24 protein-coding genes and 1 tRNA gene are annotated in these 23,879 nt (G+C 63.8%); 13 read left to right on the forward strand and 12 right to left on the reverse strand.

Annotated elements, in window-relative coordinates:
* Positions 1-12 precede the first annotated feature (12 nt).
* Together tatC and AC1DQR_RS27145 are read left to right on the forward strand one after the other, a co-directional pair.
* Complete coding sequence (gene tatC, locus AC1DQR_RS27140) at positions 13-819, forward strand: twin-arginine translocase subunit TatC (RefSeq protein WP_416049822.1); 807 nt, start codon at positions 13-15, stop codon at positions 817-819.
* A 246-nt stretch (positions 820-1,065) separates the two neighbouring features.
* Positions 1,066-2,157, forward strand: a complete 1,092-nt coding sequence (locus tag AC1DQR_RS27145) for a porin (protein WP_416049821.1) — start codon at positions 1,066-1,068, stop codon at positions 2,155-2,157.
* Between the two features lie 497 nt (positions 2,158-2,654).
* On the opposite strand, the gene AC1DQR_RS27150 is transcribed toward AC1DQR_RS27145, so the two are convergent.
* Positions 2,655-3,848 carry a Do family serine endopeptidase gene (locus tag AC1DQR_RS27150; RefSeq protein ID WP_477134072.1) on the reverse strand — a complete coding sequence of 398 codons (1,194 nt, stop codon included), beginning with the start codon at positions 3,846-3,848 and terminating at the stop codon, positions 2,655-2,657.
* Between the two features lie 19 nt (positions 3,849-3,867).
* On the opposite strand from AC1DQR_RS27150, the gene AC1DQR_RS27155 reads away from it, so the two are divergent.
* Positions 3,868-4,614: a Nif3-like dinuclear metal center hexameric protein gene (locus AC1DQR_RS27155; protein ID WP_416049819.1), complete on the forward strand. Its 747-nt coding sequence runs from the start codon at positions 3,868-3,870 to the stop codon at positions 4,612-4,614.
* Between the two features lie 54 nt (positions 4,615-4,668).
* On the opposite strand, the gene mscL is transcribed toward AC1DQR_RS27155, so the two are convergent.
* Positions 4,669-5,100: a large conductance mechanosensitive channel protein MscL gene (gene mscL / locus AC1DQR_RS27160; protein WP_416050395.1), complete on the reverse strand. Its 432-nt coding sequence runs from the start codon at positions 5,098-5,100 to the stop codon at positions 4,669-4,671.
* 212 nt (positions 5,101-5,312) lie between these two features.
* On the opposite strand from mscL, the gene petA reads away from it, so the two are divergent.
* The 8 genes from petA to AC1DQR_RS27200 all read left to right on the forward strand — a co-directional run bounded on the left by petA (position 5,313) and on the right by AC1DQR_RS27200 (position 12,428).
* Positions 5,313-5,930, forward strand: a complete 618-nt coding sequence (petA, locus tag AC1DQR_RS27165) for a ubiquinol-cytochrome c reductase iron-sulfur subunit (protein ID WP_477134073.1) — start codon at positions 5,313-5,315, stop codon at positions 5,928-5,930.
* Positions 5,931-5,932: 2 nt separating this feature from the next.
* A complete protein-coding gene (locus AC1DQR_RS27170) occupies positions 5,933-7,336 on the forward strand; it encodes a cytochrome b (protein WP_150985694.1) in 1,404 nt (467 codons plus the stop codon).
* Positions 7,337-7,373: 37 nt separating this feature from the next.
* Positions 7,374-8,117: a cytochrome c1 gene (locus AC1DQR_RS27175; RefSeq protein WP_416049818.1), complete on the forward strand. Its 744-nt coding sequence runs from the start codon at positions 7,374-7,376 to the stop codon at positions 8,115-8,117.
* Positions 8,118-8,376: 259 nt separating this feature from the next.
* Entirely contained in the window at positions 8,377-8,988 is a 612-nt protein-coding gene (locus AC1DQR_RS27180) for a glutathione S-transferase N-terminal domain-containing protein (protein WP_006159674.1), read from the forward strand.
* A gap of 63 nt (positions 8,989-9,051) precedes the next feature.
* The gene (locus AC1DQR_RS27185; RefSeq protein WP_150985693.1) at positions 9,052-9,549 is read left to right on the forward strand and encodes a ClpXP protease specificity-enhancing factor; all 498 of its coding nucleotides are present in this window, start codon (positions 9,052-9,054) and stop codon (positions 9,547-9,549) included.
* 61 nt (positions 9,550-9,610) lie between these two features.
* Positions 9,611-9,686, forward strand: a tRNA-Thr gene (locus AC1DQR_RS27190).
* A 288-nt stretch (positions 9,687-9,974) separates the two neighbouring features.
* Entirely contained in the window at positions 9,975-10,841 is an 867-nt protein-coding gene (locus tag AC1DQR_RS27195; protein WP_477134081.1) for an endo alpha-1,4 polygalactosaminidase, read from the forward strand.
* A 306-nt stretch (positions 10,842-11,147) separates the two neighbouring features.
* A complete protein-coding gene (locus AC1DQR_RS27200; RefSeq protein ID WP_477134082.1) occupies positions 11,148-12,428 on the forward strand; it encodes a PQQ-dependent sugar dehydrogenase in 1,281 nt (426 codons plus the stop codon).
* A 35-nt stretch (positions 12,429-12,463) separates the two neighbouring features.
* Here AC1DQR_RS27200 and AC1DQR_RS27205 read toward each other — a convergent pair whose 3' ends face one another.
* The 3 genes from AC1DQR_RS27205 to AC1DQR_RS27215 form a co-directional block, all read right to left on the reverse strand.
* The gene (locus AC1DQR_RS27205; protein WP_477134074.1) at positions 12,464-13,012 is read right to left on the reverse strand and encodes an ester cyclase; all 549 of its coding nucleotides are present in this window, start codon (positions 13,010-13,012) and stop codon (positions 12,464-12,466) included.
* Between the two features lie 44 nt (positions 13,013-13,056).
* Positions 13,057-14,061 (reverse strand): polysaccharide deacetylase family protein, encoded by a 1,005-nt coding sequence (locus AC1DQR_RS27210; protein ID WP_416049816.1) that lies wholly within the window; start codon positions 14,059-14,061, stop codon positions 13,057-13,059.
* Between the two features lie 150 nt (positions 14,062-14,211).
* On the reverse strand, positions 14,212-15,171 hold the full coding sequence (locus tag AC1DQR_RS27215) for a LysR family transcriptional regulator (RefSeq protein ID WP_477134075.1): 960 nt from the start codon (positions 15,169-15,171) through the stop codon (positions 14,212-14,214).
* 98 nt (positions 15,172-15,269) lie between these two features.
* Here AC1DQR_RS27215 and AC1DQR_RS27220 point away from each other — a divergent pair, with 98 nt between their 5' ends.
* Both AC1DQR_RS27220 and AC1DQR_RS27225 read left to right on the forward strand, forming a co-directional pair.
* Entirely contained in the window at positions 15,270-16,283 is a 1,014-nt protein-coding gene (locus AC1DQR_RS27220) for a tripartite tricarboxylate transporter substrate binding protein (protein ID WP_416049815.1), read from the forward strand.
* A 2-nt stretch (positions 16,284-16,285) separates the two neighbouring features.
* Complete coding sequence (locus AC1DQR_RS27225; protein WP_477134076.1) at positions 16,286-16,663, forward strand: hypothetical protein; 378 nt, start codon at positions 16,286-16,288, stop codon at positions 16,661-16,663.
* Positions 16,664-16,682: 19 nt separating this feature from the next.
* On the opposite strand, the gene AC1DQR_RS27230 is transcribed toward AC1DQR_RS27225, so the two are convergent.
* From AC1DQR_RS27230 to AC1DQR_RS27260, 7 genes are all read right to left on the reverse strand, one after another.
* On the reverse strand, positions 16,683-17,177 hold the full coding sequence (locus tag AC1DQR_RS27230; RefSeq protein ID WP_150985760.1) for a M48 metallopeptidase family protein: 495 nt from the start codon (positions 17,175-17,177) through the stop codon (positions 16,683-16,685).
* A 59-nt stretch (positions 17,178-17,236) separates the two neighbouring features.
* On the reverse strand, positions 17,237-17,461 hold the full coding sequence (locus AC1DQR_RS27235; protein WP_043350086.1) for a hypothetical protein: 225 nt from the start codon (positions 17,459-17,461) through the stop codon (positions 17,237-17,239).
* Between the two features lie 119 nt (positions 17,462-17,580).
* A complete protein-coding gene (locus AC1DQR_RS27240) occupies positions 17,581-18,468 on the reverse strand; it encodes a carbohydrate ABC transporter permease (RefSeq protein WP_477134077.1) in 888 nt (295 codons plus the stop codon).
* Positions 18,465-19,364: a carbohydrate ABC transporter permease gene (locus AC1DQR_RS27245; protein ID WP_043350082.1), complete on the reverse strand. Its 900-nt coding sequence runs from the start codon at positions 19,362-19,364 to the stop codon at positions 18,465-18,467. Before AC1DQR_RS27245 ends, AC1DQR_RS27240 begins: the two co-directional genes overlap by 4 nt.
* A 77-nt stretch (positions 19,365-19,441) precedes the next feature.
* Positions 19,442-20,764, reverse strand: coding sequence for an ABC transporter substrate-binding protein (locus AC1DQR_RS27250; protein ID WP_416049812.1), 1,323 nt, complete (start codon positions 20,762-20,764; stop codon positions 19,442-19,444).
* Positions 20,761-21,930: an ABC transporter ATP-binding protein gene (locus AC1DQR_RS27255; protein ID WP_416049811.1), complete on the reverse strand. Its 1,170-nt coding sequence runs from the start codon at positions 21,928-21,930 to the stop codon at positions 20,761-20,763. Before AC1DQR_RS27255 ends, AC1DQR_RS27250 begins: the two co-directional genes overlap by 4 nt.
* Before the next feature lie 98 nt (positions 21,931-22,028).
* The gene (locus AC1DQR_RS27260; RefSeq protein WP_416049810.1) at positions 22,029-23,762 is read right to left on the reverse strand and encodes an IlvD/Edd family dehydratase; all 1,734 of its coding nucleotides are present in this window, start codon (positions 23,760-23,762) and stop codon (positions 22,029-22,031) included.
* Positions 23,763-23,879: the final 117 nt, after the last annotated feature.

A 23,879-nucleotide genomic window follows, 5' to 3' on the forward strand; every position in this document is an offset into this window, starting at 1 on the left:
GCGGTCCACGCCATGAGCGACTCTCGTTCCCAAGACCCCCAAGATCCCCAAGACCCGCAAGACGATGGTCCGCAGGAAACCTTCATCTCTCACCTGGTGGAGTTGCGCTCGCGTATCGTCAAGGCTGCGTCGGGCGTGATCCTGGTGTTCGTCAGCCTGGTCTACTGGGCGCCGAACATTTACAACCTGTTTGCCAGGCCGTTGATGGAGTCGCTGCCCAAGGGCGGCAGGATGATCGTCACCGACGTCACCGGCTCCTTTTTCGTGCCGATGAAGGTGACGCTGCTGGTAGCTTTCCTGATAGCGTTGCCCTGGGTGCTCTACCAGATATGGCAGTTCGTCGCGCCCGGCTTGTACCAGCATGAGAAGCGATTGATCGTGCCGCTGGTGAGCAGCAGCTACATCCTGTTTATCTGCGGCGTGGCGTTTGCCTATTTCCTCGTGTTTCCCACGGTGTTCCATTTCATGGCGCACTACAACGCGCCGCTGGGGGCCGAGATGTCGACCGACATCGACAAATACCTCAGCTTCGCCATGACCATGTTCCTGGCCTTCGGCATTACCTTCGAGGTGCCGGTGGTCGTGATCGTGCTAGTGCGTTTCGGCGTGGTCGAACTGGAGAAGCTCAAGCAGATTCGCCCCTATGTGATCGTCGGTGCCTTCGTGATTGCCGCCGTCGTGACGCCGCCCGATGTGCTGTCCCAGCTGTTGCTGGCGGTGCCTTTGATTGCGCTCTATGAACTGGGGCTGATCATGGCGCGATTCACCACAAAGCCCGTTGCGACGGACGCTGCGGCAAGCGAAGCTCAGCCGGATTGACGGTCGGGCAGAATGGCGAGAACAAGGCTTGGCGCCGTAACTTTTGCACCAAAATGGTGAAAAATGTCGTCTATGCTGTTGCGACATCACAACAAAATGTGTCCGTAACCATGGTTAACGATGAAAAAGCCTTCTAGCGGCCGGGGGCGCTGACCCATAATACGCAACAGACGTGAAGGTAAATGCGTCGCCCAAGCACTTGGGCAAGCCAAGATTTCCCAATCAGTTGACAAGGAAAGTGTCGATATGAAGATGAAACTGTTTGCAGCCGCTGTAGCTGCCCTGGCCGCTGGTGGTGCGTATGCCCAATCGAGCGTGACCCTGTACGGCGTGGTTGACGCTGGTCTGTCGTTCAACAACAAGGCAAATGACGCCGGCGACAAGCTGTACCGCATGACCTCGGGCAACCAATCGGGTTCGCGTTGGGGCCTGCGTGGCGTTGAAGATCTGGGCGGTGGCCTGAAGGGCATTTTCGTCCTGGAAAGCGGCTTCAACACCGACACCGGCGGTCAATCTGACAGCAACCGTCTGTTCAATCGCGGTGCCTACGTTGGCCTGCAGAACCAGTACGGCACCCTGACCCTGGGCCGTCAACAGACCCTGATGTATGACTTCGGTCTGGTCTATGATCCGATGGCGATTTCGACCCGCTACTCGATCACCTCGACCGCTGCTGAATTCGCTTCGCGCGCCGACAACGCGGCCAAGTACGTTGGCACGTTCGGTGGCCTGACCGTCGCTGGTCTGTACAGCTTCACCAACAATGGCCAAGAAGTTGCTGGTCAGTTCCGCAGCGGCCGCGAATACAGCGTGAGCGCAAGCTACGCAGCAGGCCCGTTCTCGGTTGGCGCTTTCTATGACCAGACGAACAGCACTGGCGTTGGCGCTGCAAACGCGGCTCTGATCCGCCGCGCCAGCGTTGCTGGTACCTACGCCTTCGGCCCGGCCAAGGTGTACGCTGGTTACCGTTATGCCAAGGCTGCCAACGGTGCTGCTCTGCCGGGCGCAACCATCAACAACGGTACGACCGCTCTGACCAACACCGGCTCGAACCTGTACTGGGCTGGCCTGGGCTATCAGCTGACCCCGGCATTCTCGCTGAGCGGCGCTGTGTACTATCAAGACTTCCGTCAAACCAGCGCAGATCCGTGGCAATTCGTCGCTACGGCTGACTACGCTCTGTCGAAGCGCACCGACCTGTACACCTCGCTGTCGTACGTGAAGAACAAGAACGGTTCGGGACTGGGCGTTGATGGTTTCAACTCCTCGACGACCACCAACGTGCAACAAGGCGCCAACCAATTCGGCGCAACCGTTGGTATCCGTCACAAGTTCTAATTTAATGCGAGCGTATGCTCGCTTTAGATTGGCTTGAATGCAAAATGCCGGCATCCGTAAGGATGCCGGCATTTTGTTTTGTGCGCTCGATATCGAGGACGGCGCGTAATGCGGGGATCCCGGGCCATGCCCGGTGCTGGGTAAGTCACGGTGTACCGCCTCGATGCCACCTAAGCGGTGCGCAAGCAAGTACCTGTCAATCCCCGCATCCCTCGCACGGCGAGGCCCCGAGCGTTCAGGTTCGCATTGTCACCGGCGCCCTCCCGGCTGGTGGTGGTTACGCCTTCCCCAAGCATTCTCGTGCGCCAGGCGCCTTCGCAGTCGTATTGGCAGGATGCTTCTCGGCGCACTTAGCGCAGCACCAGGTACGTTCACCCACCTCGATACGCGTCGCTTCCGGCCCTAAAACAAAAACCCCGCCACACAAAGGGCGGGGTTGGGCGGAGTGCCTTGCGGCGATGGCAGGGCGGGATCTGAATGCTTGACCCGCTGCCGACTTACTCTTCCTCATCCAGCGGCAACGCACGGCGCGGCGGCGGCGGCCGCTTGCCGATCATCACCGTCAGCTCGGTCGGCTTGCCGCGGCGCACGACCTTCATCTTCGCTTCCGCGCCCGGCTTCAATTGGGCGATGGCGTTGAGCAGCGCCGTGGTATCGCTGATGGCCTGGCCACCCACCGACACCAGCACGTCGCCCGGCTTCACGCCGGCCTTGTCCGCCGGGCCGCCCTGGACCACGGCCGCGATCAGTGCGCCTTCCTTGGCCTCGAGGCCGAACGACTCGGCGATCTCGGGGGTCATGTCCTGCGGCTCCACGCCAATCCAGCCGCGGGTCACGGAGCCGGTCGAGATGATGGATTCCATCACTTGCTTGGCCGTGGACACCGGAATGGCGAAGCCGATGCCTAGCGAGCCGCCGGAGCGCGAATAGATGGCCGTGTTGACGCCCAGCAGGTTGCCCTGTGCGTCGACCAGCGCACCGCCGGAGTTGCCCGGGTTGATCGCCGCGTCGGTCTGGATGAAGTTCTCGAAGGTGTTGATGCCCAGGTGGCTGCGGCCCAGCGCCGAGACAATGCCCATGGTGACGGTCTGGCCGACGCCGAAGGGGTTGCCGATGGCCAGCACCACATCGCCTACCTTGACGTTCTCGATACGCCCGAGCGTGATCGCCGGCAGGTTCTTGAGCGTGATCTTGAGCACGGCCAGGTCGGTTTCCGGGTCCGAACCCACGACCTTGGCGTTGGCCTTGCGGCCATCGGTCAGGGCGACCTCGATTTCGTCGGCGCCGTCCACCACGTGGTGGTTGGTTAGAATGTAGCCTTCCGCGCTGACGATGACGCCCGAGCCAAGGCTGGACACCGGCTCCTGCCGCTCCGGCAGGCGATCGCCAAAGAAGAAGCGGAACCAGGGGTCTTCTGCCTGCGGATTGGGCGTTTGCTTATTGCCGTTCTTGCTGGTGAAGATGTTGACCACCGCCGGCATCGCCTGCTGGGCCGCCTCGCTGTAGGAGCCCGGCGCGGAGGAGCCGGCCACATTGGGGACGACTTCCTTCAGCGCAACGATGGGCGAACCGGATTGCACGGCCACCCGGCCGCGCTGCAGCCATTCGGGTTTGAGCGTGGCCACGACGAACCACACTGCCAGCACAACGGTGACAGCCTGAGCAAAGAACAGCCAAAAGCGGCGCAACATATTGGATTTTGGGCAGGATATGAAAACAAAAGATCTTGAATTGTACTTGAACGACCTGCTTCAAGTACCTCGATACAAAGACTATTGCCCGAACGGATGGCAAGTGCAAGGCCGCCCCGAGGTAGAGCACATCGCCACCGGCGTGACCGCGAGCCTGGCCCTGGTCGAAGCCGCGGTCGAGGCCGGCGCCGATGCCATCCTGGTCCATCACGGCTATTTCTGGAAAAACGAGGATGCCCGCGTGATCGGGCAAAAGCACGCGCGTTTGAAGCGGCTGCTGGGCGCGGACGTGAACCTGCTGGCCTATCACCTGCCGCTCGACGACCATCCCGAGTTCGGCAACAACGCCCAGCTGGGCTTGCAGCTCGGCTTCACCCCCACCGGACGCTTCGGCGACGGCCAGCTTGGCTGGACCGGCACCTTGCCGCAATCCATGCCGCTAGCCGCGCTGGCCGCCCATGTGGGTGGCGTGCTCAACCGCGAGCCGCTTGCCATCGGCGACCCTGAGCAGATGATCCGCACCGTGGGCTGGTGCACCGGCGGCGCCCAGGGCTACTTCGACGCGGCGGTGGCCGCCGGCGTGGATGCCTACCTGAGCGGCGAGGTCTCGGAGCAGACCACCCATCTGGCGCGCGAGAGTGGCGTGGCCTATCTGGCAGCGGGACATCATGCCACCGAGCGCTATGGCATCCAGTCGCTCGGCGAACACCTGGCGCAGCAATTCGGCCTGCGCCATACCTTTATCGATATTCCCAACCCGGTTTGATCCCGGGCTGATGCCGCGAGCCCGGCGTGGTGGCCGGCCGCGCCTGGCATTGCCTCAGGGCTGGCGTGCCTTCAGGCTGTCGCGGATCTCGCGCAGCAGCACCACGTCCTCGGGCGTGGCAGCCGGTGCCGGCGCCGGTTCGGCGGCGCGCATCTTCATGATGGCGCGCACCATCATGAAGATGATGAAAGCCAGAATGACGAAATTGACCAGAATAGTCAGGAAATTCCCATAGGCAAATACGGGAACGCCGGCTTTCTTAAGGGCGTCGAGCGTGTGCGGCACGCCCGCCGGCGGCTCGGATAGCACCACGAAAAGGTTTGAGAAGTCGAGTTTGCCAATAATGCGGCCCACCACCGGCATGATCAGGTCATTCACCACGGAATCGACAATCTTGCCGAACGCGGCGCCGATAATCACACCGACTGCCAGGTCGACCACATTGCCCCGCATTGCGAAGGCCTTGAACTCCGACATCATCCCCATGCTTTTCTCCCAGTGTTGCTTTCGTTGAACGGTCGTCAGGATAAAAGCCTGCCCCATCACCGCCTGTAACGCAAGCGTACAGGCCACATCGCCCTTTTTATGGCCGATTATCGTACGTCGCGCAATCACCGTGCGCCTTTCAATGCCACATGTGCCTAAGGTACAATTTACGGTTGACGCAAAATCTAATTTGACATCCCCTGGGGTTTGGAATGAGTGACCAGCAAAACGTGAAGAACGTGGATAAGGGTCGCCGCAATTGGTTGATTGCGACGTCAGTCGCTGGCGGCATCGGAGGCGTGGCGGTAGCGGTTCCGTTCGTCAGTACGTTTGCGCCGTCAGAGAAGGCAAAGGCCGCCGGAGCTCCGGTAGAAGCCGACATCAGCGCTCTGAAATCAGGCGAGATGATGACCGTTGAATGGCGCGGCAAACCAGTCTGGATCCTGAAGCGCAYCGAGGAAATGCTCGCGTCGCTGAAGAAAACCGATGCCGAAGTCGCCGACCCCAACTCGGACGTTCCCTTCACCATGAAGACGCCCGAGTACTGCAAGAACGAAACGCGTTCCCGCGCAGAACACAAAGATCTGCTGGTCGTGGTGGGCATCTGCTCCCACCTGGGCTGCTCGCCCTCCGGCCCCTTTGGCCCCGGCTCCAATCCTCAGCTCGGCTCCGATCCCGGTTTCCTCTGCCCCTGCCACGGCTCGACGTTCGACCTCGCTGGCCGCGTGTTCAAGAACAAGCCGGCTCCGCAAAACCTCGACGTACCCCCGTACCAGTTCCTGTCCGACACCAAGATCGTGATCGGCAAGGATGAAAAAGGAGACGCTTGACCATGGCGGCCGAAAAACAAGTAAAGACGACCGGCCTGCTTGGCTGGATCGACGCACGCTTCCCCGCAACCCAACTCTGGGAAGATCATCTTTCCAAGTACTACGCACCGAAGAATTTCAACTTCTGGTACTTCTTCGGTTCGCTCGCCCTGCTGGTTCTGGTCATCCAGATCGTCACCGGCATCTTCCTGGTGATGAACTACAAGCCGGACGGCACCCTCAACGCCGCCGGCATTCCCGTGGCTTACGCCAGCGTGGAGTACATCATGCGCGAGGTACCCTGGGGCTGGCTGGTGCGCTACATGCACTCCACCGGCGCCTCGGCCTTCTTCGTGGTGGTGTACCTGCATATGTTCCGTGGCCTGCTGTACGGTTCGTACCGCAAGCCGCGTGAGCTGGTCTGGGTCTTCGGCTGCCTGATCTTCCTGTGCCTGATGGCAGAGGCCTTCATGGGCTACCTGCTGCCCTGGGGGCAGATGTCGTACTGGGGCGCCCAGGTGATCGTGAACCTGTTCTCGGCCATCCCCGTGATCGGCGGCGACCTGTCGCTGTTCATCCGCGGCGACTATGTCGTGAGCGACGCGACCCTGAACCGCTTCTTCTCCTTCCACGTCATCGCCGTGCCGCTGGTGCTGCTGGGCCTGGTGGTCGCGCACATCATCGCGCTGCACGAAGTGGGCTCGAACAACCCGGACGGCGTCGAGATCAAGGCCAAGAAGGACGAGAACGGCGTGCCGCTGGACGGCATCCCCTTCCACCCGTACTACTCGGTGCACGACCTGATGGGCGTGGGCGGCTTCCTGATGATCTTCTCCGCGGTGATCTTCTTCTTCCCGGAGATGGGTGGTTACTTCCTGGAGTCGAACAACTTCGTCCCGGCCGATCCGCTCAAGACCCCGCCGCACATCGCGCCGGTCTGGTACTTCACGCCGTTCTACTCGATGCTGCGTGCCACCACCTCGAACTTCCTGCCGATCCTGTGGGTGTTCTTCGCGGTGCTGCTTGGCCTGGTGTTCCTGCGTAGCAAGGACGCCCGCATCAAGGTTGGCGCGCTTGCCATCGCCGTGATCCTGGCCGTGGGCTTCTACTTCATCGACGCCAAGTTCTGGGGTGTGCTGGTGATGGGCGGCTCGGTCGTGATCCTGTTCTTCCTGCCGTGGCTGGACCACTCGCCGGTGAAGTCGATCCGCTATCGCCCGTCCTTCCACAAGAGCATTCTCGTCGTGTTCGTGGTGGTGTTCGTCGTGCTGGGCTACCTTGGCGTACAGCCTCCGTCGCCGGTGGGTGAAAAGGTGTCGCAGTTGGGAACCCTGCTGTACTTCGCCTTCTTCCTGACCATGCCGCTGTGGAGCCGAGTCGGCCAGTTCAAGCAAGTGCCGGAACGTGTCACGTTCCACCCGCACTGAGCCCGGACGTACCCCGACTAGAGCACAAGGACAAAAGATGAAAAAGCTGCTTTCGATTCTCGCGCTGGCCGGCGCCTGCTTTGCCGCCGCGCCCGCCATGGCCAACGAAGGGGGTTACCCCCTTGAGCCGGCGCCCGTGCAAACGAGCGATCTTTCCTCGCTGCAGCGAGGCGCCAAGCTGTTCGTCAACTACTGCCTGAATTGCCACGGCGCGTCCATGATGCGGTACAACCGCCTCAAGGATATCGGCCTGACCGACGACCAGATCCGCGAGAACCTGCTGTTTTCCGGCGAGAAGGTGGGCGACATGATGACCATCGCCATGCCGCCGAAGGACGCCAAGGCCTTCTTTGGCGCCACGCCGCCGGACCTGTCGGTGATCGCCCGCGCCCGCGGCGACGACTGGCTGTACACCTACCTGCGTACCTTCTACCGTGACGACAACCGCGCCACGGGCTGGAACAACCTGGTGTTCCCGAGCGTCGGCATGCCGCACGTGCTGTGGGAGCTGCAAGGCCAGCGCGCCGCCAAGTTCGTCGAGGTGGAAGAACATGGCGAGAAGGTGCACAAGTTCGCCGGCTTCGAGCAGATCACCGCGGGCAAGATGAGCACGCTCGAGTACGACCAGGCCACGAGCGACCTGGTTGGCTTCCTGGACTGGATGGCGGAACCCGCGCAGAACCAGCGCAAGCGCCTGGGCGTCTGGGTGCTGATGTTCCTCGGTGTGTTCACCATCTTCGCCTGGCGCCTGAACGCTTCGTACTGGAAAGACATCAAGTAAAGCGCGGTAAAACCCCGGAAGACCTGCGGGTCTGATGGGGACGAGGGGCTGGGGCGGGTGTTGTGCAGAGCAACCCCGCCTCAGCCCTTTTGCTTTATAGGCAACAGGCGCAATGCTGTATAAATGTGCGCCAAGGCCGTCTTTAATGCGTATCGAGCGCACTTAAATGTGCGTCAAGAATCTCTAATTTGCTTTCTCTATATCGGTTCTGCCAGAATACCGATCCAGTCAATCGACCCCGCATCAAAGGAATCCAACCATGATGGTGTTGTATTCGGGCACCACCTGCCCGTTCTCCCAACGTTGCCGCCTCGTCCTGTTCGAAAAGGGCATGGATTTCGAGATCCGTGACGTCGACCTGTTCAACAAGCCGGAAGACATTTCGGTGATGAACCCCTACGGCCAGGTGCCCATCCTGGTCGAGCGCGACCTGATCCTGTACGAGTCGAACATCATTAACGAGTACATCGACGAGCGCTTCCCGCACCCGCAGCTGATGCCGGCCGACCCGGTGCAGCGCGCCCGCGCCCGCCTGTTCCTGTTCAACTTCGAAAAGGAACTGTTCACGCACGTCTATGCCCTCGAAAACGAAAAGGGCAAGGCCGCCGAGAAGAACCACGAGCGCGCCCGCTCCGCCATCCGCGACCGTCTGACCCAGCTCGCGCCGATTTTCGTCAAGAACAAGTACATGCTTGGCGAAGAGTTCTCGATGCTCGACGTTGCCATCGCCCCGCTGCTGTGGCGCCTGGACCACTACGGCATCGAACTGTCGAAGAACGCCGCGCCGCTGCTCAAGTACGCCGAACGCATCTTCAGCCGCCCGGCCTACATCGAAGCGCTCACCCCGTCTGAAAAGGTGATGCGCCGCTAAACCGGCTTTGGCCCGAAGCGACAAGCTCGCCTCGGGCCGCCGGACTGCGCCACTGGAAGCACAATGCCTGAAACCTCCACCAAGCCCTACCTGATCCGCGCCATCTACGAGTGGTGCACGGATAACGGCTTCACGCCGTACATCGCCGTCTTCGTCGACGCCAACACCAGCGTGCCGCGCGAGTTCGTCAAGAACAACGAAATCGTGCTCAACGTCAGCTTCGACGCCACCAGCGGCCTGGACATGGGCAACGAGTGGATCGGCTTCAGCGCCCGCTTTGGCGGCATCTCGCGCAAGATCGACGTGCCCATCGAGAACGTGCTCGCCATCTACGCGCGCGAAAACGGCCAAGGCATGGCCTTTCCCGTGGAACGCAGCGTGCCCGAGACCCAGGCAGCAACCGAACGCGAGAACAACCCGCCACCCAAGCTGTCCTCGGTCGAAAGCGAGCCGCTGGTCACCGCGGAAGCCAACGAAGACCACAACGGCGACGACGAACCCACGCCGCCGCCCGTGTCCCGCATTGGCGCAAAGAAACCTTCGCTGAAGGTCGTGAAGTAAGCACAGGAAGGCATCGTCAATTTGCGCCGCATGCAGTAGAATCGCGGTCTGCACCAAACATGCCGGCTTAGCTCATCAGGTAGAGCAGTTGATTTGTAATCATCAGGTGGCGGGTTCGAGTCCTGCAGCCGGCACCAGAATTGAAGAACGGGCTACGCGAGTTGCGTAGCCCGTTTTGTTTTTTGGGCCGGACATCTTTCGCGCTGCCTCGAATACAACGGTTTCCGCGCCCGCCTTGCGCCCGTCATCCAACCCGAATACCTTACCCCTGTCGCGAAACCCTTCAAGGTCTACCCACACCAGCCGACAACCTTACAGAGCCCTGGCTCTCCCAGTTTCATCACCCCAAGCTCATCACCCCAAGCTCATCACCCCAAGCGCAGCAAACCAAAAGGAACACATCCGTGAATCGGAAACTTGCACGTATGGCATGGGTGGCCTCGTTCGCCTGTCTGTCGGCCTGCGGAGGCGATGGCTCGTCGGCGGAGTCGGATGCATCCGTCAAGTCCGTGTCGGCGGTGAATGCGTCGGCCACGACCCTGGCGCCGTCGGCGCAAACGCTGGCCGTCTCGCGCTGGATGCCGACGGCAGCCGATACATGGCAATTGCAGCTGACGGGTACGGTCAACACGAGCTACCCGGCGCAGGTCTTCGATATCGACCTGGTGGATACGCCGCAGGCGACCATCAATGCTCTGAAGGCGCAGGGCAAGCGTGTGGTCTGCTATTTCTCGGCGGGTAGCTCGGAGAACTGGCGGCCGGATTTCAAACAGTTTGCCGCGGCGGATATGGGCAGGGCGTTGTCGGGTTGGGCGGGCGAGCGTTGGCTCGATACGCGCTCGGCCAACGTGCGCCAGATCATGCAGGCGCGCATGGATCTGGCGAAGTCCAAGGGCTGCGATGGCGTGGACCCGGACAACGTGGATGGCTATACCAATAAACCGGGTTTTCCGCTGACGGCGGCCACGCAGCTGGACTACAACCGCTTTCTCGCAGCCGAGGCGCATGCGCGCGGGCTGGCTGTGGGCCTGAAGAATGATGTGGACCAGGTCTCGCAACTGGCGACTGACTTTGATTTCGCGGTGAACGAGCAGTGCTTCCAATACAACGAGTGCGCGAGCTACAAGCCGTTCACGGCGCAGGGCAAGGCAGTGTTCAACGTGGAGTACGCGTCGAAGTACAAGACAGCCTCGACGCGTGCCGCGCTGTGCACTTCGGCCCAGGCAGCGCACCTTCGTACACTGGTGCTCCCGCTGAACCTGGATGACGCGTTCCGCTACGCTTGCGATTGAGCGGCCACGACGAATAGACGGCGCTGGCAACAAGCCGGCGCCGGTCCCTCCCGGGCGGGGTTCCCCGCCTGAAGCCTTTCCTTCCCCTTTCCTTCCCTTTCCTGGCTTGTCCCTGCCGCGTATCGCCTCTGTCCTACAGCGCGATTCCAGCATGCTGACAGCGGCTGCCGGGCGCGCGTCCTATAGTGGACGCAGTGGGGCGCGGCGGCGCCTTTATCACGCGATCAAGCGCGTTACCGCGGAGAGCCGATCATGCCGGTGCAGCGTCCAACTGTCCTTCTAACGGTCCTGTCACTTTGCCTGCTGATGGCGGCCGGCCTCACGGCATGCGGCGACATCGCAACCCTGCCAGTGTCCGCCGGTACGGGCTTCAACCCGGCCTTGCCGGCACCAATCAAGACCTTGCTGCCGACGGTGCGCATTGCGCCTGCCATTGGCTGGGCCGACGGCGCCAAGCCAACGGCAGCGGACGGCCTCGTCGCCGTGGCTTTCGCGGACAAGCTGGACCATCCGCGCTGGCTCTACGTACTGCCCAATGGTGACGTGCTGGTCGCCGAGACCAATGCGCCGCCCAAGCCGGAAGATGGCATGGGTATCAGGGGCTGGGTGATGAAGCGGGTAATGAAGCGCGCGGGTGCCGGCGTGCCCAGCGCCAATCGCATCACGCTGCTGCGCGATACCAATGGCGACGGCGTCGCGGATGCGCGCTCCGTATTTCTCAAGGACTTGCATTCGCCCTTCGGCATGGTGCTGGTGGGCAATGATCTCTACGTGGCGGATACGGATGCCGTGCTGCGTTTCCCATATCAACCGGGGCAGGCCGAGATCACCGCGCCCGGCGTGAAGGTGGTGGACCTGCCGGCAGGCGCCATCAATCACCACTGGACCAAGAACATCATCGCCAGCAAGGACGGCAGCAAGCTCTACGTCACCGTCGGCTCCAACAGCAACGTCGGCGAGAATGGCCTCGACAAGGAAGAAGGGCGGGCCGCCATCTGGGAGGTCGATCCCAAGACCGGCGCGCACCGTGTGTTTGCCAGCGGCCTGCGCAATCCCAACGGCATGGCGTGGGAACCCGACAGTGGCGCGCTATGGACCGCGGTGAACGAGCGCGACGAGATCGGCAGCGATCTCGTGCCGGACTACATCACATCGGTCAAAGACGGCGCCTTCTACGGCTGGCCCTTCAGCTACTACGGCCAGCATGTGGACGCACGCGTGAAGCCGCAGCAGCCGGAGATGGTGGCCAAGGCCATTGCGCCCGATTACGCCGTTGGCCCGCATACCGCGTCGCTCGGCCTGGCATCGGCGCAAGGCAACGCGCTGCCTTCCCGCTTCCGGAACGGCATGTTCGTCGGTCAGCACGGCTCGTGGAACCGCAATCCGCGCAGCGGCTACAAGGTGATCTTCGTGCCGTTCGCCAACGGCAAGCCGGTTGGCGAGCCGCTCGACGTGCTGACCGGTTTCCTGACGCAGGACGGCGACGCGCAAGGCCGGCCGGTGGGCGTTGCCATCGACAAGCGCGGCGCGTTGCTCGTGGCGGACGATGTCGGCAATGTGGTCTGGCGGGTGACGGTGGCGAAGTAGTACCGCCACGCACCGCGCATGTTGCGGCCCAATACCTACTTGCTCACCCCCATCTGCCTGAGCAGGCCCAGGTTGTCCTCCAGATGCCAGTTCTCCACGATCTTGCCGTTTGCCACCCGGTACAGGTCGAAGGCCTGGAAGTCGATCTGCTGGCCCTGGCCCTTGCTGTCGCCGAACTGCCCGGTGAAGTGGCCGCGAAAGCGCAGGTGGACCGCGACCCGGTCGCCGGCGATGACTGCGTCTTCCATTTCCGCGCTGAGATCCGGTACCGCGGCGCGGAATCCCCTGGAGGCCTGCAACGGGCCGCGCAGCCCTTGCTCGCGGCCGGGCGGCAGCGTGCGGTCGGTGAAGTCCGGGGCGAGTGCGAGCGTGGCGTAGCGTTCGTCGCCGGTGTGCCAGAAGGTGGCGTAGCGGCGGGCGGCGAGAAGCGCTGCTGCGGCGGCCGGCTGGTCCGCGCCCTGGGCCAGGTGCTGCGGGTGGACCAGTTCGTCGCCAGCAGCGGCGGCGCTTTGCGATAGCGGCAACAGGGCGATGCCGAGGGCGGCTACGAATGCGCGTACTGGCGTGAGGCTTGTGTTGTTCATGTCGGCTTGTCACTCGTTCTGTATGTTCGTGGTTTTGCCCTGGCTTATGCCGCCGGCACGCCGCTCGCGCCGAGCGCGAAGCGGGCGATGTCGTCCTTGCGCATGAAGGTCACGCCGGCATGGCCCTGGGCGTAGCGGATAAATGCGTCGAGTGCGCGCACGCGTGCCGGGGAACCCGAGATGCGGTCGTGTGTGCTGATGGACATCATGCGGCGGCGGTGGGCGCCTTCCGCGTAGAGCACATCGAACTCCGCCTTCAGCTCGCCGAGCAGGTCTTCGGCCGTGGTCGATGGCGAGTCGAAGCGCACGATGTCGTTGTTGCGCACGGTGTAGGGCACCACGGCGAACGGCTTGCCGCCTACCTGCAGCACGGATGGCTCGTCGCGGCTGAGGTCGTCGATGTGATAGAGGAAACCGAGCGACTGCAGGATCGGCAGCGTGTTGGGCGAGCCGCGCATCCAGAAGGCGTTGAAGCCAAGGGGCCGCGTGCCGGTGGCGCGCTGGATGGTGTCGATGCTCTGCACGTAACTGGCGCGTTCCGCTTCGGCACTCATGCTGTATTGCGGCTCCCAGGTCTGGCCATGGCCTGAGGCTTCGTGCCCGCGCGCGACGATTTCACGCGCCAGTTCGGGATGGCGCTCGACCGCCTGCCCCACCATATGCGAGGTCACCTTGATACCGGTGCGGTCCCAAAGGTCCAGCAGACGCGGAATGCCTTCGCGCACGCCGTAGGTGTACCAGGACTGCAGCGGGTAGTCGGGATACTTGGGGTCGAGCGGAGGGAAGGGGCCGCTGGCGCCGCGCTCAGGCTGGGCGCCGGCTTCGAACTGCATCGAGATGGAGATGACGAGTTGCGCGCCATCTGGCCAGAACCGGGTGCGGCCGGCGCGGGCTTGCGGGTGCGCCTGGCTGGGTGGCGTGGTGGTGGCGCAGGCTGTAGCCGCGGCCAGGGGCAGCGCGGCGGTGAGTACGGCTGCGCTGCCCAGGAAGTCGCGGCGCGGATTCCGCGGCGCGCGCGCTGTCGGTCTGATGGGGTGGTTTGTACTCATGTACGGTTTCCTTGCCTTGCGGCGGTTGTATGAGTACAGACTTTATGATTCAAACAAGGATTGATAAATATCTGTTCGGATCTATCAATTTCAAATGTTATTTGTTAATCGGGGTGCGGCGCGAAACGGTGGGCGATGGCATCAGGCGTGTCAGCCAGGTATGAGATACCCGTTGCCGGCGGCGTCCCGGATCACCTTTCCCAGCGTATCCATGAAGGCTGTGGCGGCGGGGCTATCCGGTCGGCCGCGGCGCCGGTGCAGTGTGGCCGTGCGGCTGAAGCCGGGATGTGCGACCGGCGCGTAGGCCAGCCCGGCGAAGCTGCCGCTGCGCTGCGTGCCGGCGATATGCAGTGCCAGCGGGCTGGCGACGGTGTACAGGCGCCCGCCGAGCACGGCGCGCAGCAAGGCTTCCACGCTGGGGCCTTCCAGCCGGGGTCGCAGCATGATGCCCGCGGCCTGCGTGGCCGCGTCGATCTGCCGGCGCATGGCGAAGCGCTCGGGCAGCAGTGCCAGGGGCAGCGCTCCCAGTTGCGCCAGGGTCACGGTTTCCTGCTCGCGCGGCAGCTTGTGTCCGGGTGCGATCAAGGCAAGCGTTTCCGAGAACAGCGGCACCTGTTCGATGCGTTTTGGCGCATCCTTCGCGAACGCCAGGCCAAGGTCGATCTGTCCGTCGAGCAGGGAACGGTCGACCTCGGCGGCGGCAAACTCGAACACCTGGATATCCAGCCCCGGATGCGCATCGACCAGCGCTTGCACGGCCGGCATCACCAGCGCGGAAAGATAGGTATGGGTGGCGCCGATGCGCAGCGTGCCTTCCACCGCGCCGTGCTGGGAGGCCGCGGATACGATGACCCGTTCGAGTTGATCGAGCACGGGTTCGAGCGCCAGCACCAGTTGCCTGCCCGCATCGGTCAGTTCCAGCTTGCGGCCCACGCGCCCGAACAGCGGCACCCCCAGGCTCTGCGCGAAGATGCGCAGGTGCTGTGACAAGGCCGGTTGCGTCAGGCCCAGCGAACCGGCCGCGGCAGTCACGCTGCCATGGCGGGCGACGGCCATGAAACTGCGAACCAGGCGAAGGTCCATGGCTTCGGGCGTGGCCGTTGATCTCATAATTTGCCGTGATGAATTGAAAATCGATTCATCATTTTACAGAGCATGTCGTAACTGCTGGAATGCACGCACAACATGGAAAACACCAGGAGACCCCCATGTCATGCCATTCCAGCGCCAACTGGCGCCACCGCCGGCTGCCCGCCTTTTTGTCGCCCGTGCTCGCAGCCGCCGCGCTCTGCCTGGCATTCGCGCCAGCCGCCAGCGCTGCCTATCCGGATCGCCCGATCCGCCTGGTGGTGCCGTATGCGCCCGGCGCCACCACCGACTCGCTCGCCCGCCTGATCGGGAAAGATCTGCAGGTCCGCCTGAAGCAATCCGTGGTGGTGGAGAACCGCCCCGGCGCGGGCGGCACCATTGGCAGCGACTATGTCAGCAAGGCGCCGGCCGATGGCTATACATTGTTGCTCGGCGCGGTCGGGCCGGTCTCGGTCGGCAAGGCGCTGTATCCGGCGCTGCCCTACGACCCGGCGAAGGACCTGGCCGGCGTAGGCCTGATCGGCACGGTGCCATTCATCCTGGTGGCCGGTACCCGCGGGCAGCGCTTCGATGCCGTGCCTGCGCTGGTGCGCGCGTCCGTTGCGGCGCCCGACACCATCGCCTACGGCTCGGCGGGCAACGGCACGCCCCAGCACATCATCGGGGCGATGTTCTCGCAGGCGACCGGTGCGCGCCTGCTGCACTCTCCCTACAAGGGGTCGGGCCCGGCCATCAACGATTTGCTGGGCGGGCAGATTGCGCTGATGTTCGACAGCCCCGTGCTGCTGATGCCGCATATCAAGGCCGGCACCGTAGTGCCGCTGGCACAGACCGGCGCGCGGCGCTCCGCCTTGCTGCCGGGCGTGCCCACCATGCGCGAGCAGGGCGTACGCGATTTCGATGCGGCGCCGTGGTACGGAATCATGGCGCCGGGCAAGCTGCCGGGCGATATCCTCAACCGGCTCAATCGCGAGCTGAATGCGGTGCTTGCCGACAAGCAGATGCAGGAACGCCTGCTGGCGCTTGGCGTGGAAGCCAGGCCCCTCGATCCTGCCGGCTTCCGCCAGTTCCTGTCGCAGGCGCAAACGAGCTGGACCCGCGCCGTATCCTCCGCCTCGGTGAAACCGGACTGACCATGCCGCATCTGATTACGGAAACCACACGGCAACTCGCCGACAGGATTGATTTCGCGCAGGTGTTCGCCGGCGTGCACCGCGAACTCGCCGGCCACGGTTACGCGCAACTGGCCGATCTCAAGAGCCGCTTGCTGGTGGCGGAAGTGGCGCTGACCGGTGACGACCCCGAAGCCGGCTTCGTCGTGACGCACCTCGTGATGACCATCGCGCGTCCGGAGCCAGTGCAGGCCGCCATGGCCGCAGTTGTGCTGGCGCATACGGCGGCAGCCGTCGGGCAGGCCGTTTTCGCCGGCAACGTGCAGGTGTGCGTGCTGCATCGCCTGGCGGCACAGGGGACGTATCGGAAGACGGTGGTGGTGAGCCCCGGTGCTGATTGAGGCTTGAGAGGAGAGGGGCTTAGCCCTGCGCAGCCTCCAGTTCGCGCCACGCCAAAAACAGGCGCGTGTCGAACTCCAGCTGGTGGTACGCCGGTTCCATGTATTCGCACAGGCGGTAGAACGCCTTGTTGTGATCGCTCTCCTTCAGGTGTGCAAGCTCGTGCACCACGATCATGCGCAGGAACTCGGGCGGTGCTTCCTTGAACAGCGACGCCACGCGGATTTCCTTCTTGGCCTTGAGCTTGCCGCCTTGCACGCGCGAGATGGCGGTGTGCAGCCCGAGCGCGCGATGGACCACGTCGATCTTGGCGTCGAACGCGACCTTATGGATTGGCGGCGCGGTGCGCAGGAATTCCTGCTTCAGCTCGGCGGTGAAGTCRTACAGCGCGCGGTCGGTCTGCACGGTGTGCCGCGCGGGATATTTCTTCGCCAGGTGTTCGCCCAGGCGATTGGCGGCCACCATCTGGCGCACCTGGTCGAGCACGCCGTCGGGATACGCGGCGAGGAAGCGCAGCGGATCCTTGACGCCGGAGCGCCAGGTCTCGCTGGTGGGGGTGGGGGTGCTACGGGTGCTCAATGGTGATGGTGGTGATGGTGGGCCCAGCTGCCGTCGACCGAGCTGACGAAGGACTCCACGGCGTCCTTGTCGCCCGTGGCGTGGCGCACCATTTCACCGCACTTGCAAAAGCCCTGGTACGGCGTGATGTGCGAGCAGGCGGACACCTTCTGCAGGAATAGCGTGACGGGCTTGGTGCACTTCTTGCACTTGAAGGTGAGGGTGCGGGCGGGTTTGCTCATGGGATCGGGCTTGGAGGCGGAGTGATTCGAATGCGACATTGCCGGGCGCAGGCTCACGGCAGGATAACTGCGCATTTTAGCCTGCCAAGGCCCCACGCGTCCTGGCTGCCGCTATGCGCTTATTCCTTGACCGCGCCCGTCATGCCCGACACGTAGTACTCCACAAAGAACGAGTAGACCAGTGCCACCGGCAGCGAGCCCAGCAAGGCGCCCGCCATCAGCGCGCCCCAGTGGTAGACGTCGCCTTCGATCAGTTCGGTGACGATCCCCACCGGCACCGTCTTCACCTCCGACGAGGAGATGAAGGTCAGCGCGTAGATGAACTCGTTCCACGACAGCGTGAAGGCAAAGATGCCGGCAGAGATCAGCCCCGGCACGGCCAGCGGCAGGATGATCTTGACCAGGATTTCCCAGCGCGTGGCGCCGTCGATCAGCGCGCACTCTTCCAGCTCGTAAGGGATGGAGCGGAAGTACCCCATCAGCAGCCAGGTGCAGAACGGGATCAGGAAGGTGGGGTAGGTGAGGATCAGCGCCCAGCGCGTATCGAACAGGCCGAGCTGGAACACGATCGATGCCAGCGGGATGAACAGGATCGAGGGCGGGATCAGGTAGGCCAGGAAGATGGCCAGGCCTACCTGCTTCGCGCCCTGGAAGCGCAGCCGCTCGATGGCGTACGCGGCCAGCACGCTGGCGGCCAGCGAAGCAAAGGTGGCGATCGTGGAGACGATCACGGTATTGAGCAGCCACTCCGGGTAGGGGGTGTCGAACAGCAGCTTCTTGAAGTGGGCGAACGTGGGCGCCATCACCCAGAACGGGTTGGCGCTGCGCATCAGGAGTTCGCCGTCCGGCTTGAAGGCAGTGATCGCCATCCAGTAGAAGGGAAACAGCAGCACGAAGACGAAGATGCCTAGCGGGATGTAGATGGTCACCCAGCGCCGTGGCATCGATTGCAGGTAATCCATCCCCTGCGCGGTGTCCTGCTGCTCCGCTGCGGCCGTCGCTTTCATTTGTCGCCTCCCTGTTGCCAGCCGCGCCGCTGCAGGCCGAAGTAGGAAAACAGGATGGCGGCCAGCAGGAAGGGCACCATCATCGTGGCGATCGCCGCGCCTTCGCCCAGCGAGCCGCCGGGAATCGCGCGCTGGAACGACAGCGTGGCCATCAGGTGCGTGGCGTTGAGCGGGCCGCCGCGCGTGAGCACATAGATCAGCTGGAAGTCGGTGAACGTGAACAGCACCGAGAAGGTCATCACCACGGCGATGATTGGTGTCAGCAGAGGCAGCGTGACGTAGCGGAACTGCTGCCATGGCGTCACGCCGTCGATGGACGCGGCCTCGTACAACGTGGGCGAGATCGTCTGCAAGCCAGCCAGCAGCGAGATGGCGACAAAGGGAATGCCGCGCCAGACATTGGCCGCGATGGTAGAGAAGCGCGCCAGCCATGGGTCGCCCAGGAAATCGATATAGCGATCGATCAGCCCTAGCTTGACCAGCGTCCAGCTGATGATGGAGAACTGCGCGTCGTAGATCCACCAGAATGCCAGTGCCGACAGCGCGGTCGGCACGATCCACGGCAGCAGCACGATGGCGCGGAAGAAGGACTTGAACGGCAGGTTCTTGTTGAGCAGCAGCGCCAGCCACAGGCCCAGCGCGAATTTCACCACGCTGGCCACCACGGTGTAGAAGATCGTATTGAACAGCGCCAGCTGCGTCAGCGAGTCGCCTGCCAGATAGCTGTAGTTGGACAGCCCGATCCATTCGCCGGTGCCGCCGATCTTGGTGTTGGTGAAGCCGAGCCATACGCCAAGGCCGAGCGGGTACGTCAGGAAAACCAGCAGCAACAGCGCGGTGGGCAGCATGAACAGCAGCCCCAGCGCATGGCGGTTGTTCAACAGGCGGGAAATCATGGTTCACCTCGCATGGCTCACCTCGCAGGGTTCGGCTTGGCGGGCGCGGCGGTGCTGCCGCGCCCTTGTCATTCTTGCTACGCCTTGTAGTACCGCCGCGCCCGCTCCGCCGCGCGCGCCGCCGCTTCCTTAGGTGTCTTGGAGCCGCTGGCCGCCTCGGCTACCATGTCGACCACGATGTAGTCCGCCATGGCCGCGGCCGAGGCCGTGCCCAGCGGCCCGGCGTGGCCGTTGTCGAGCATCAGGGCGGCGGAGTCGCGATACACGGTGTGCTTGGGGTCGGCCGTCCAGATCGGGTTGGCCTCATAGGCCTTGAGCGGCTGGCTGACGTAACCGATGGCGGCTTCCATCCACGGGTTGTACTGCTCGGGCTCCATCATGAACTGCAGGTACGCCTTGGCCGCGTTCGGGAACTTGGAATACCTGAACAGCATCATCTGCGTGATCTGCATCAGCTCGGTGGGCCTGCCGGGCGTGCCGATGGGGAAGTGCGCGTGCTGGATGTCGCGCGCCATTTCCTGCAGCTTTGGCTCCTTCGAATTCTTGGCCGCGTAGTAGACCGAGATGCCGTTGGCGGTCAGGCTGATCTGGCCGTCGAGGAAAGCCTTGTTGTTGGACGGGTCTTGCCACGACAGCGTGCCGGGCACGAAGGTGGCGTAGAGCTGCTTGGCATATTCCAGCGCGGCCCACGTCTCGGGCGAGTTGACCACCACCTTGCCCTTGGTGTCGACCAGCATGCCGCCGTGCGACCACAGCAGCCAGTGTGCCCAGTTGTTGCCGTCGCCCACGGCCTTGCCGAGCGCAAATCCGCACGGCGTGTTCTTGGCCTTGAGGCCCTGGCACAGCTTGAGGAAGCCGGGGAGGTCCTTCGGGATGGCGTCGAAGCCAGCGGCTTTGACGTGGCTTTCGCGATAGACCAGCGCGTTGCCGACCACGCCCAGCGGCAGGCCGATCCACTTGCCGTTGTGCGTGCCGTACTTGCGGCACACGTCGTACCAGCCGCCGTATTTGCCGCCCAGGTAGGTGGCCAGGTCGGTCAGGTCGACCAGCTTGTCAGGGTACTGCTGCGGGTCATCGAACCAGCCCACGATGACGTCCGGCCCGCTGCCGACGCTGGCCGCGACGGCGGCCTTGGGGCGCACGTCTTCCCAGCCTTCGTTGTCGACGCGCACCTCGACGCCGGTCAGCTCGGTGAACTTCTTCGTGTTGGCGTTCCACAGGTCTTCGTCGCCTTGCACGAAACGCTTCCAGCGCAGCACGCGCAGCTTGGCGCCGGCCTCCGGCTTGTATTGCAGTGCAGCCGGCGCGGCGAAGGCATGGCCGCCGATGGCCGTGGTGGCGGCAACGGCCGCCGTGGACACCAGGAAATCGCGTCTCGTGAAGTTGCTCGGTGTGCTCATCGCTTTGTCTCCTCCGTGGTCAGGGGCTCTGCCCCGTGCTGGTCATGCCTGCTTCCCGGATCGTCCGCCGCCGCCGGGCCACGCTGCAATAGCGTCTGGCCCGAGTCGGCATCGAACAGATGCGTGTGCTGGTGGTCGGGCACCAGGTTCAGGATGTCGCCCGCGGCGAAGTCATGGCGCTCGCGGAAGATCGAGATGAACTCCACCTCGCAGAAGCGGGAATAGATCTCGGTGTTGGCGCCGGTGGGCTCGACCACCGACACGCGCGTTTGCAGGCCCTGGCCCGGCATGCCCAGGATCAGGTGCTCGGGCCGAACGCCGTAGATCACGCGCTGGCCGTCGGTGCCGGCGGCGGCATCGAAGCGCGCGGGCGCCGGCAGGCGCGTGCCATCGGGAAACTCGACTGCGGCATCGCTGCCACTGCGGCGCAGCACGCCAGGCACGAAGTTCATCGCCGGGGAGCCGATAAAGCCAGCCACGAAGAGGTTGTCGGGATGATCGTAAAGCGCCAGCGGCTTGCCGCGCTGCTCCACGCGGCCGTCACGCATCACCACGATCTGGTCGGCCATGGTCATGGCTTCGATCTGGTCGTGCGTGACGTAGACGGAGGTGGTGCGCAGGCGCTGGTGCAGCTCCTTGATCTCCGCGCGCATCTGCACGCGCAGCTTGGCGTCCAGGTTGGAGAGCGGCTCGTCGAACAGGAACACCTGCGGATCGCGCACGATGGCGCGGCCCATGGCCACGCGCTGGCGCTGGCCGCCCGAGAGCTGGCGCGGGTAGCGCTCCAGCAAACTGTCCAGGCCGAGGATGGCGGATGCCTTGGCCACTTTCCGCTTGATCTCGTCCTTGTCGCCCTTGGCGAGCTTGAGCGAGAAGGCCATGTTGTCGTAGACCGTCATATGCGGGTAGAGCGCATAGTTCTGGAACACCATGGCGATATCGCGCTCCTTTGGCGGCAGGCGGTTGACCACGCGGTTACCGATGGCGATCTCGCCGGTGGTGATCTCCTCCAGCCCGGCGATCATGCGCAGCAGCGTGGACTTGCCGCAGCCCGACGGCCCCACCAGCACGGTGAACTGGCCGTCGGCAATATCGATGTCCACGCCGCGGATGACCTGTGTGCTGCCGAAGTATTTCTGGATGCCGCGAATCTGGACCGATGCCATGCGTGGTGCCTCCGTGAGCCGCTGATGCCCGTTCGTGCCGGGGGCGGCAGTTTGCCGCGATTGGATTGCCGTGGTGATTCGTGGCGCGACAGCGTGCCTCAGTGGTTGTCCTTGGGCACCGCGGCGCCGCTCTTGCCCACCAGGAAATCCATGTCGGCGCCCAGGTTGGCCTGCTGCACATGCTCGACATACAGGCGCGTCCAGCCGCGCTCCATCGGCAACGCGGGCGCCTGCCATGCGGCGCGGCGGCGCTGCAGCTCCGCTTCATCGACATGCAGGTGTAGCTTGCGCGCGGCCACGTCGAGCTCCACCATGTCGCCGTCCTTCACCAGCGCTAGCGGGCCGCCGGCCGCGGCCTCGGGCGCCACGTGCAGCACCACCGTGCCGTAAGCCGTGCCGCTCATGCGCGCATCCGATACGCGGACCATGTCGGTGATGCCCTTGCGCAGCACTTTGGGCGGCAGCGGCATGTTGCCGGCTTCGGCCATGCCGGGGTAGCCGCGTGGGCCGCAGTTCTTCAGCACCAGCACGCAGGTCTCGTCGACGTCGAGCGATTCATCGTCGAGCCGCTGGTGCATGTGCTCGCTGTTCTCGAATACCACCGCGCGGCCGGTGTGCTTGAGCAGCGCCGGCGTGGCGGCCGACGGCTTGATCACCGCGCCATCGGGGCACAGGTTGCCGCGCAGCACAGCAATGCCGGCGTTGGCCTTGAAGGGCGCGCCGAAGGCGTGGATGACTTCGCGGTTCCAGTTGGGCGCGTCCTTGCAGTTGTCCCACAACGTCTTGCCGTTGACGGTGAGCGCGTCGCGCGCAAGCACCGATTCCAGTTCGCGGATCACTGCGGGCAGGCCGCCCGCGTAATAGAAATCCTCCATCAGGTGGCGCCCGGATGGTTGCAGGTCGAGCAGGCACGGCAACTCGTGGCCCAGCGCATCCCAGTCTTCCAGCTTGAGCTCGACGCCGATACGCCCGGCGATGGCTAGCAGGTGGATCACGGCGTTGGTCGAGCCGCCGATGGCCGCGTTGACGCGGATGGCGTTCTCGAACGCATCGCGGGTCAGGATCTTTGACATCACCAGGTTGTCTTTCACCATCTCCACGATGCGGCGCCCCGACGCGCGCGCCAGCACATTGCGGCGGCCATCCACGGCGGGAATCGCCGCGTTGCCGGGCAGGCTCATGCCCAGCGCTTCCACCATGCTGGCCATGGTCGACGCGGTGCCCATCGTCATGCAGTGGCCGTGCGAGCGGTGCATGCAGCTCTCGGCCTCGAAGAAGTCCTCCTGCGACATCTGGCCGGCCCGCACTTCCTCCGACATCTTCCACACATCGGTGCCGGAGCCCAGTTCGCCGCCGCGGAACTTGCCGCTCAGCATGGGGCCACCGGAGACGCCGATGGTGGGCAGGTCGCACGAGGCCGCGCCCATCATCAGCGCGGGCGTGGTCTTGTCGCAGCCCATCAGCAGCACCACGCCATCGATCGGGTTGCCGCGAATCGACTCTTCCACGTCCATGCTGGCCAGGTTGCGGAACAGCATGGCGGTGGGGCGCAGCATGGTCTCGCCCAGCGACATCACCGGGAATTCAAGCGGAAAGCCGCCGGCTTCCCACACGCCGATCTTGACCTGTTCGGCCAGTGTGCGGAAATGCGAGTTGCAGGGCGTGAGCTCGGAGTAGGTGTTGCAGATGCCGATGACCGGACGGCCATCGAACTGGTCGTGAGGAATGCCGCGGTTCTTGAGCCACGAGCGATAGATGAAGCCATCGCGGTCGAGGCGGCCAAACCAGGCCTGGCTGCGGCGCTTGGGGGGCGTCGGCTTGTCGTCGTTCACTCGGGTCTCCTGCGTTCTTGCGGGGCCGCGTAGCGACGGCTGGCGCGTAGGCGCCACGTGTGCTGATGCCCGCTTTCTTGTGCGCTGCAGATACGGATGCCCACGACCGATTGCACT

This window comes from Cupriavidus sp. 05L411 (assembly GCF_056398045.1).

What these genes read in the sequence shown, in the direction of transcription:
- tatC (WP_416049822.1), top strand. Translation starts at nt 13, where the DNA reads ATGAGCGACTCTCGTTCCCAAGACCCCCAAGATCCCCAAGACCCGCAA.
- AC1DQR_RS27145 (WP_416049821.1), top strand. Translation starts at nt 1,066, where the DNA reads ATGAAGATGAAACTGTTTGCAGCCGCTGTAGCTGCCCTGGCCGCTGGT.
- AC1DQR_RS27150 (WP_477134072.1), bottom strand. Translation starts at nt 3,848, where the DNA reads ATGTTGCGCCGCTTTTGGCTGTTCTTTGCTCAGGCTGTCACCGTTGTG.
- AC1DQR_RS27155 (WP_416049819.1), top strand. Translation starts at nt 3,868, where the DNA reads ATGAAAACAAAAGATCTTGAATTGTACTTGAACGACCTGCTTCAAGTA.
- mscL (WP_416050395.1), bottom strand. Translation starts at nt 5,100, where the DNA reads ATGGGGATGATGTCGGAGTTCAAGGCCTTCGCAATGCGGGGCAATGTG.
- AC1DQR_RS27170 (WP_150985694.1), top strand. Translation starts at nt 5,933, where the DNA reads ATGGCGGCCGAAAAACAAGTAAAGACGACCGGCCTGCTTGGCTGGATC.
- AC1DQR_RS27175 (WP_416049818.1), top strand. Translation starts at nt 7,374, where the DNA reads ATGAAAAAGCTGCTTTCGATTCTCGCGCTGGCCGGCGCCTGCTTTGCC.
- AC1DQR_RS27180 (WP_006159674.1), top strand. Translation starts at nt 8,377, where the DNA reads ATGATGGTGTTGTATTCGGGCACCACCTGCCCGTTCTCCCAACGTTGC.
- AC1DQR_RS27185 (WP_150985693.1), top strand. Translation starts at nt 9,052, where the DNA reads ATGCCTGAAACCTCCACCAAGCCCTACCTGATCCGCGCCATCTACGAG.
- AC1DQR_RS27195 (WP_477134081.1), top strand. Translation starts at nt 9,975, where the DNA reads ATGGCATGGGTGGCCTCGTTCGCCTGTCTGTCGGCCTGCGGAGGCGAT.
- AC1DQR_RS27200 (WP_477134082.1), top strand. Translation starts at nt 11,148, where the DNA reads ATGGCGGCCGGCCTCACGGCATGCGGCGACATCGCAACCCTGCCAGTG.
- AC1DQR_RS27205 (WP_477134074.1), bottom strand. Translation starts at nt 13,012, where the DNA reads ATGAACAACACAAGCCTCACGCCAGTACGCGCATTCGTAGCCGCCCTC.
- AC1DQR_RS27210 (WP_416049816.1), bottom strand. Translation starts at nt 14,061, where the DNA reads ATGAGTACAAACCACCCCATCAGACCGACAGCGCGCGCGCCGCGGAAT.
- AC1DQR_RS27215 (WP_477134075.1), bottom strand. Translation starts at nt 15,171, where the DNA reads ATGAGATCAACGGCCACGCCCGAAGCCATGGACCTTCGCCTGGTTCGC.
- AC1DQR_RS27220 (WP_416049815.1), top strand. Translation starts at nt 15,270, where the DNA reads ATGTCATGCCATTCCAGCGCCAACTGGCGCCACCGCCGGCTGCCCGCC.
- AC1DQR_RS27225 (WP_477134076.1), top strand. Translation starts at nt 16,286, where the DNA reads ATGCCGCATCTGATTACGGAAACCACACGGCAACTCGCCGACAGGATT.
- AC1DQR_RS27235 (WP_043350086.1), bottom strand. Translation starts at nt 17,461, where the DNA reads ATGAGCAAACCCGCCCGCACCCTCACCTTCAAGTGCAAGAAGTGCACC.
- AC1DQR_RS27240 (WP_477134077.1), bottom strand. Translation starts at nt 18,468, where the DNA reads ATGAAAGCGACGGCCGCAGCGGAGCAGCAGGACACCGCGCAGGGGATG.
- AC1DQR_RS27245 (WP_043350082.1), bottom strand. Translation starts at nt 19,364, where the DNA reads ATGATTTCCCGCCTGTTGAACAACCGCCATGCGCTGGGGCTGCTGTTC.
- AC1DQR_RS27250 (WP_416049812.1), bottom strand. Translation starts at nt 20,764, where the DNA reads ATGAGCACACCGAGCAACTTCACGAGACGCGATTTCCTGGTGTCCACG.
- AC1DQR_RS27255 (WP_416049811.1), bottom strand. Translation starts at nt 21,930, where the DNA reads ATGGCATCGGTCCAGATTCGCGGCATCCAGAAATACTTCGGCAGCACA.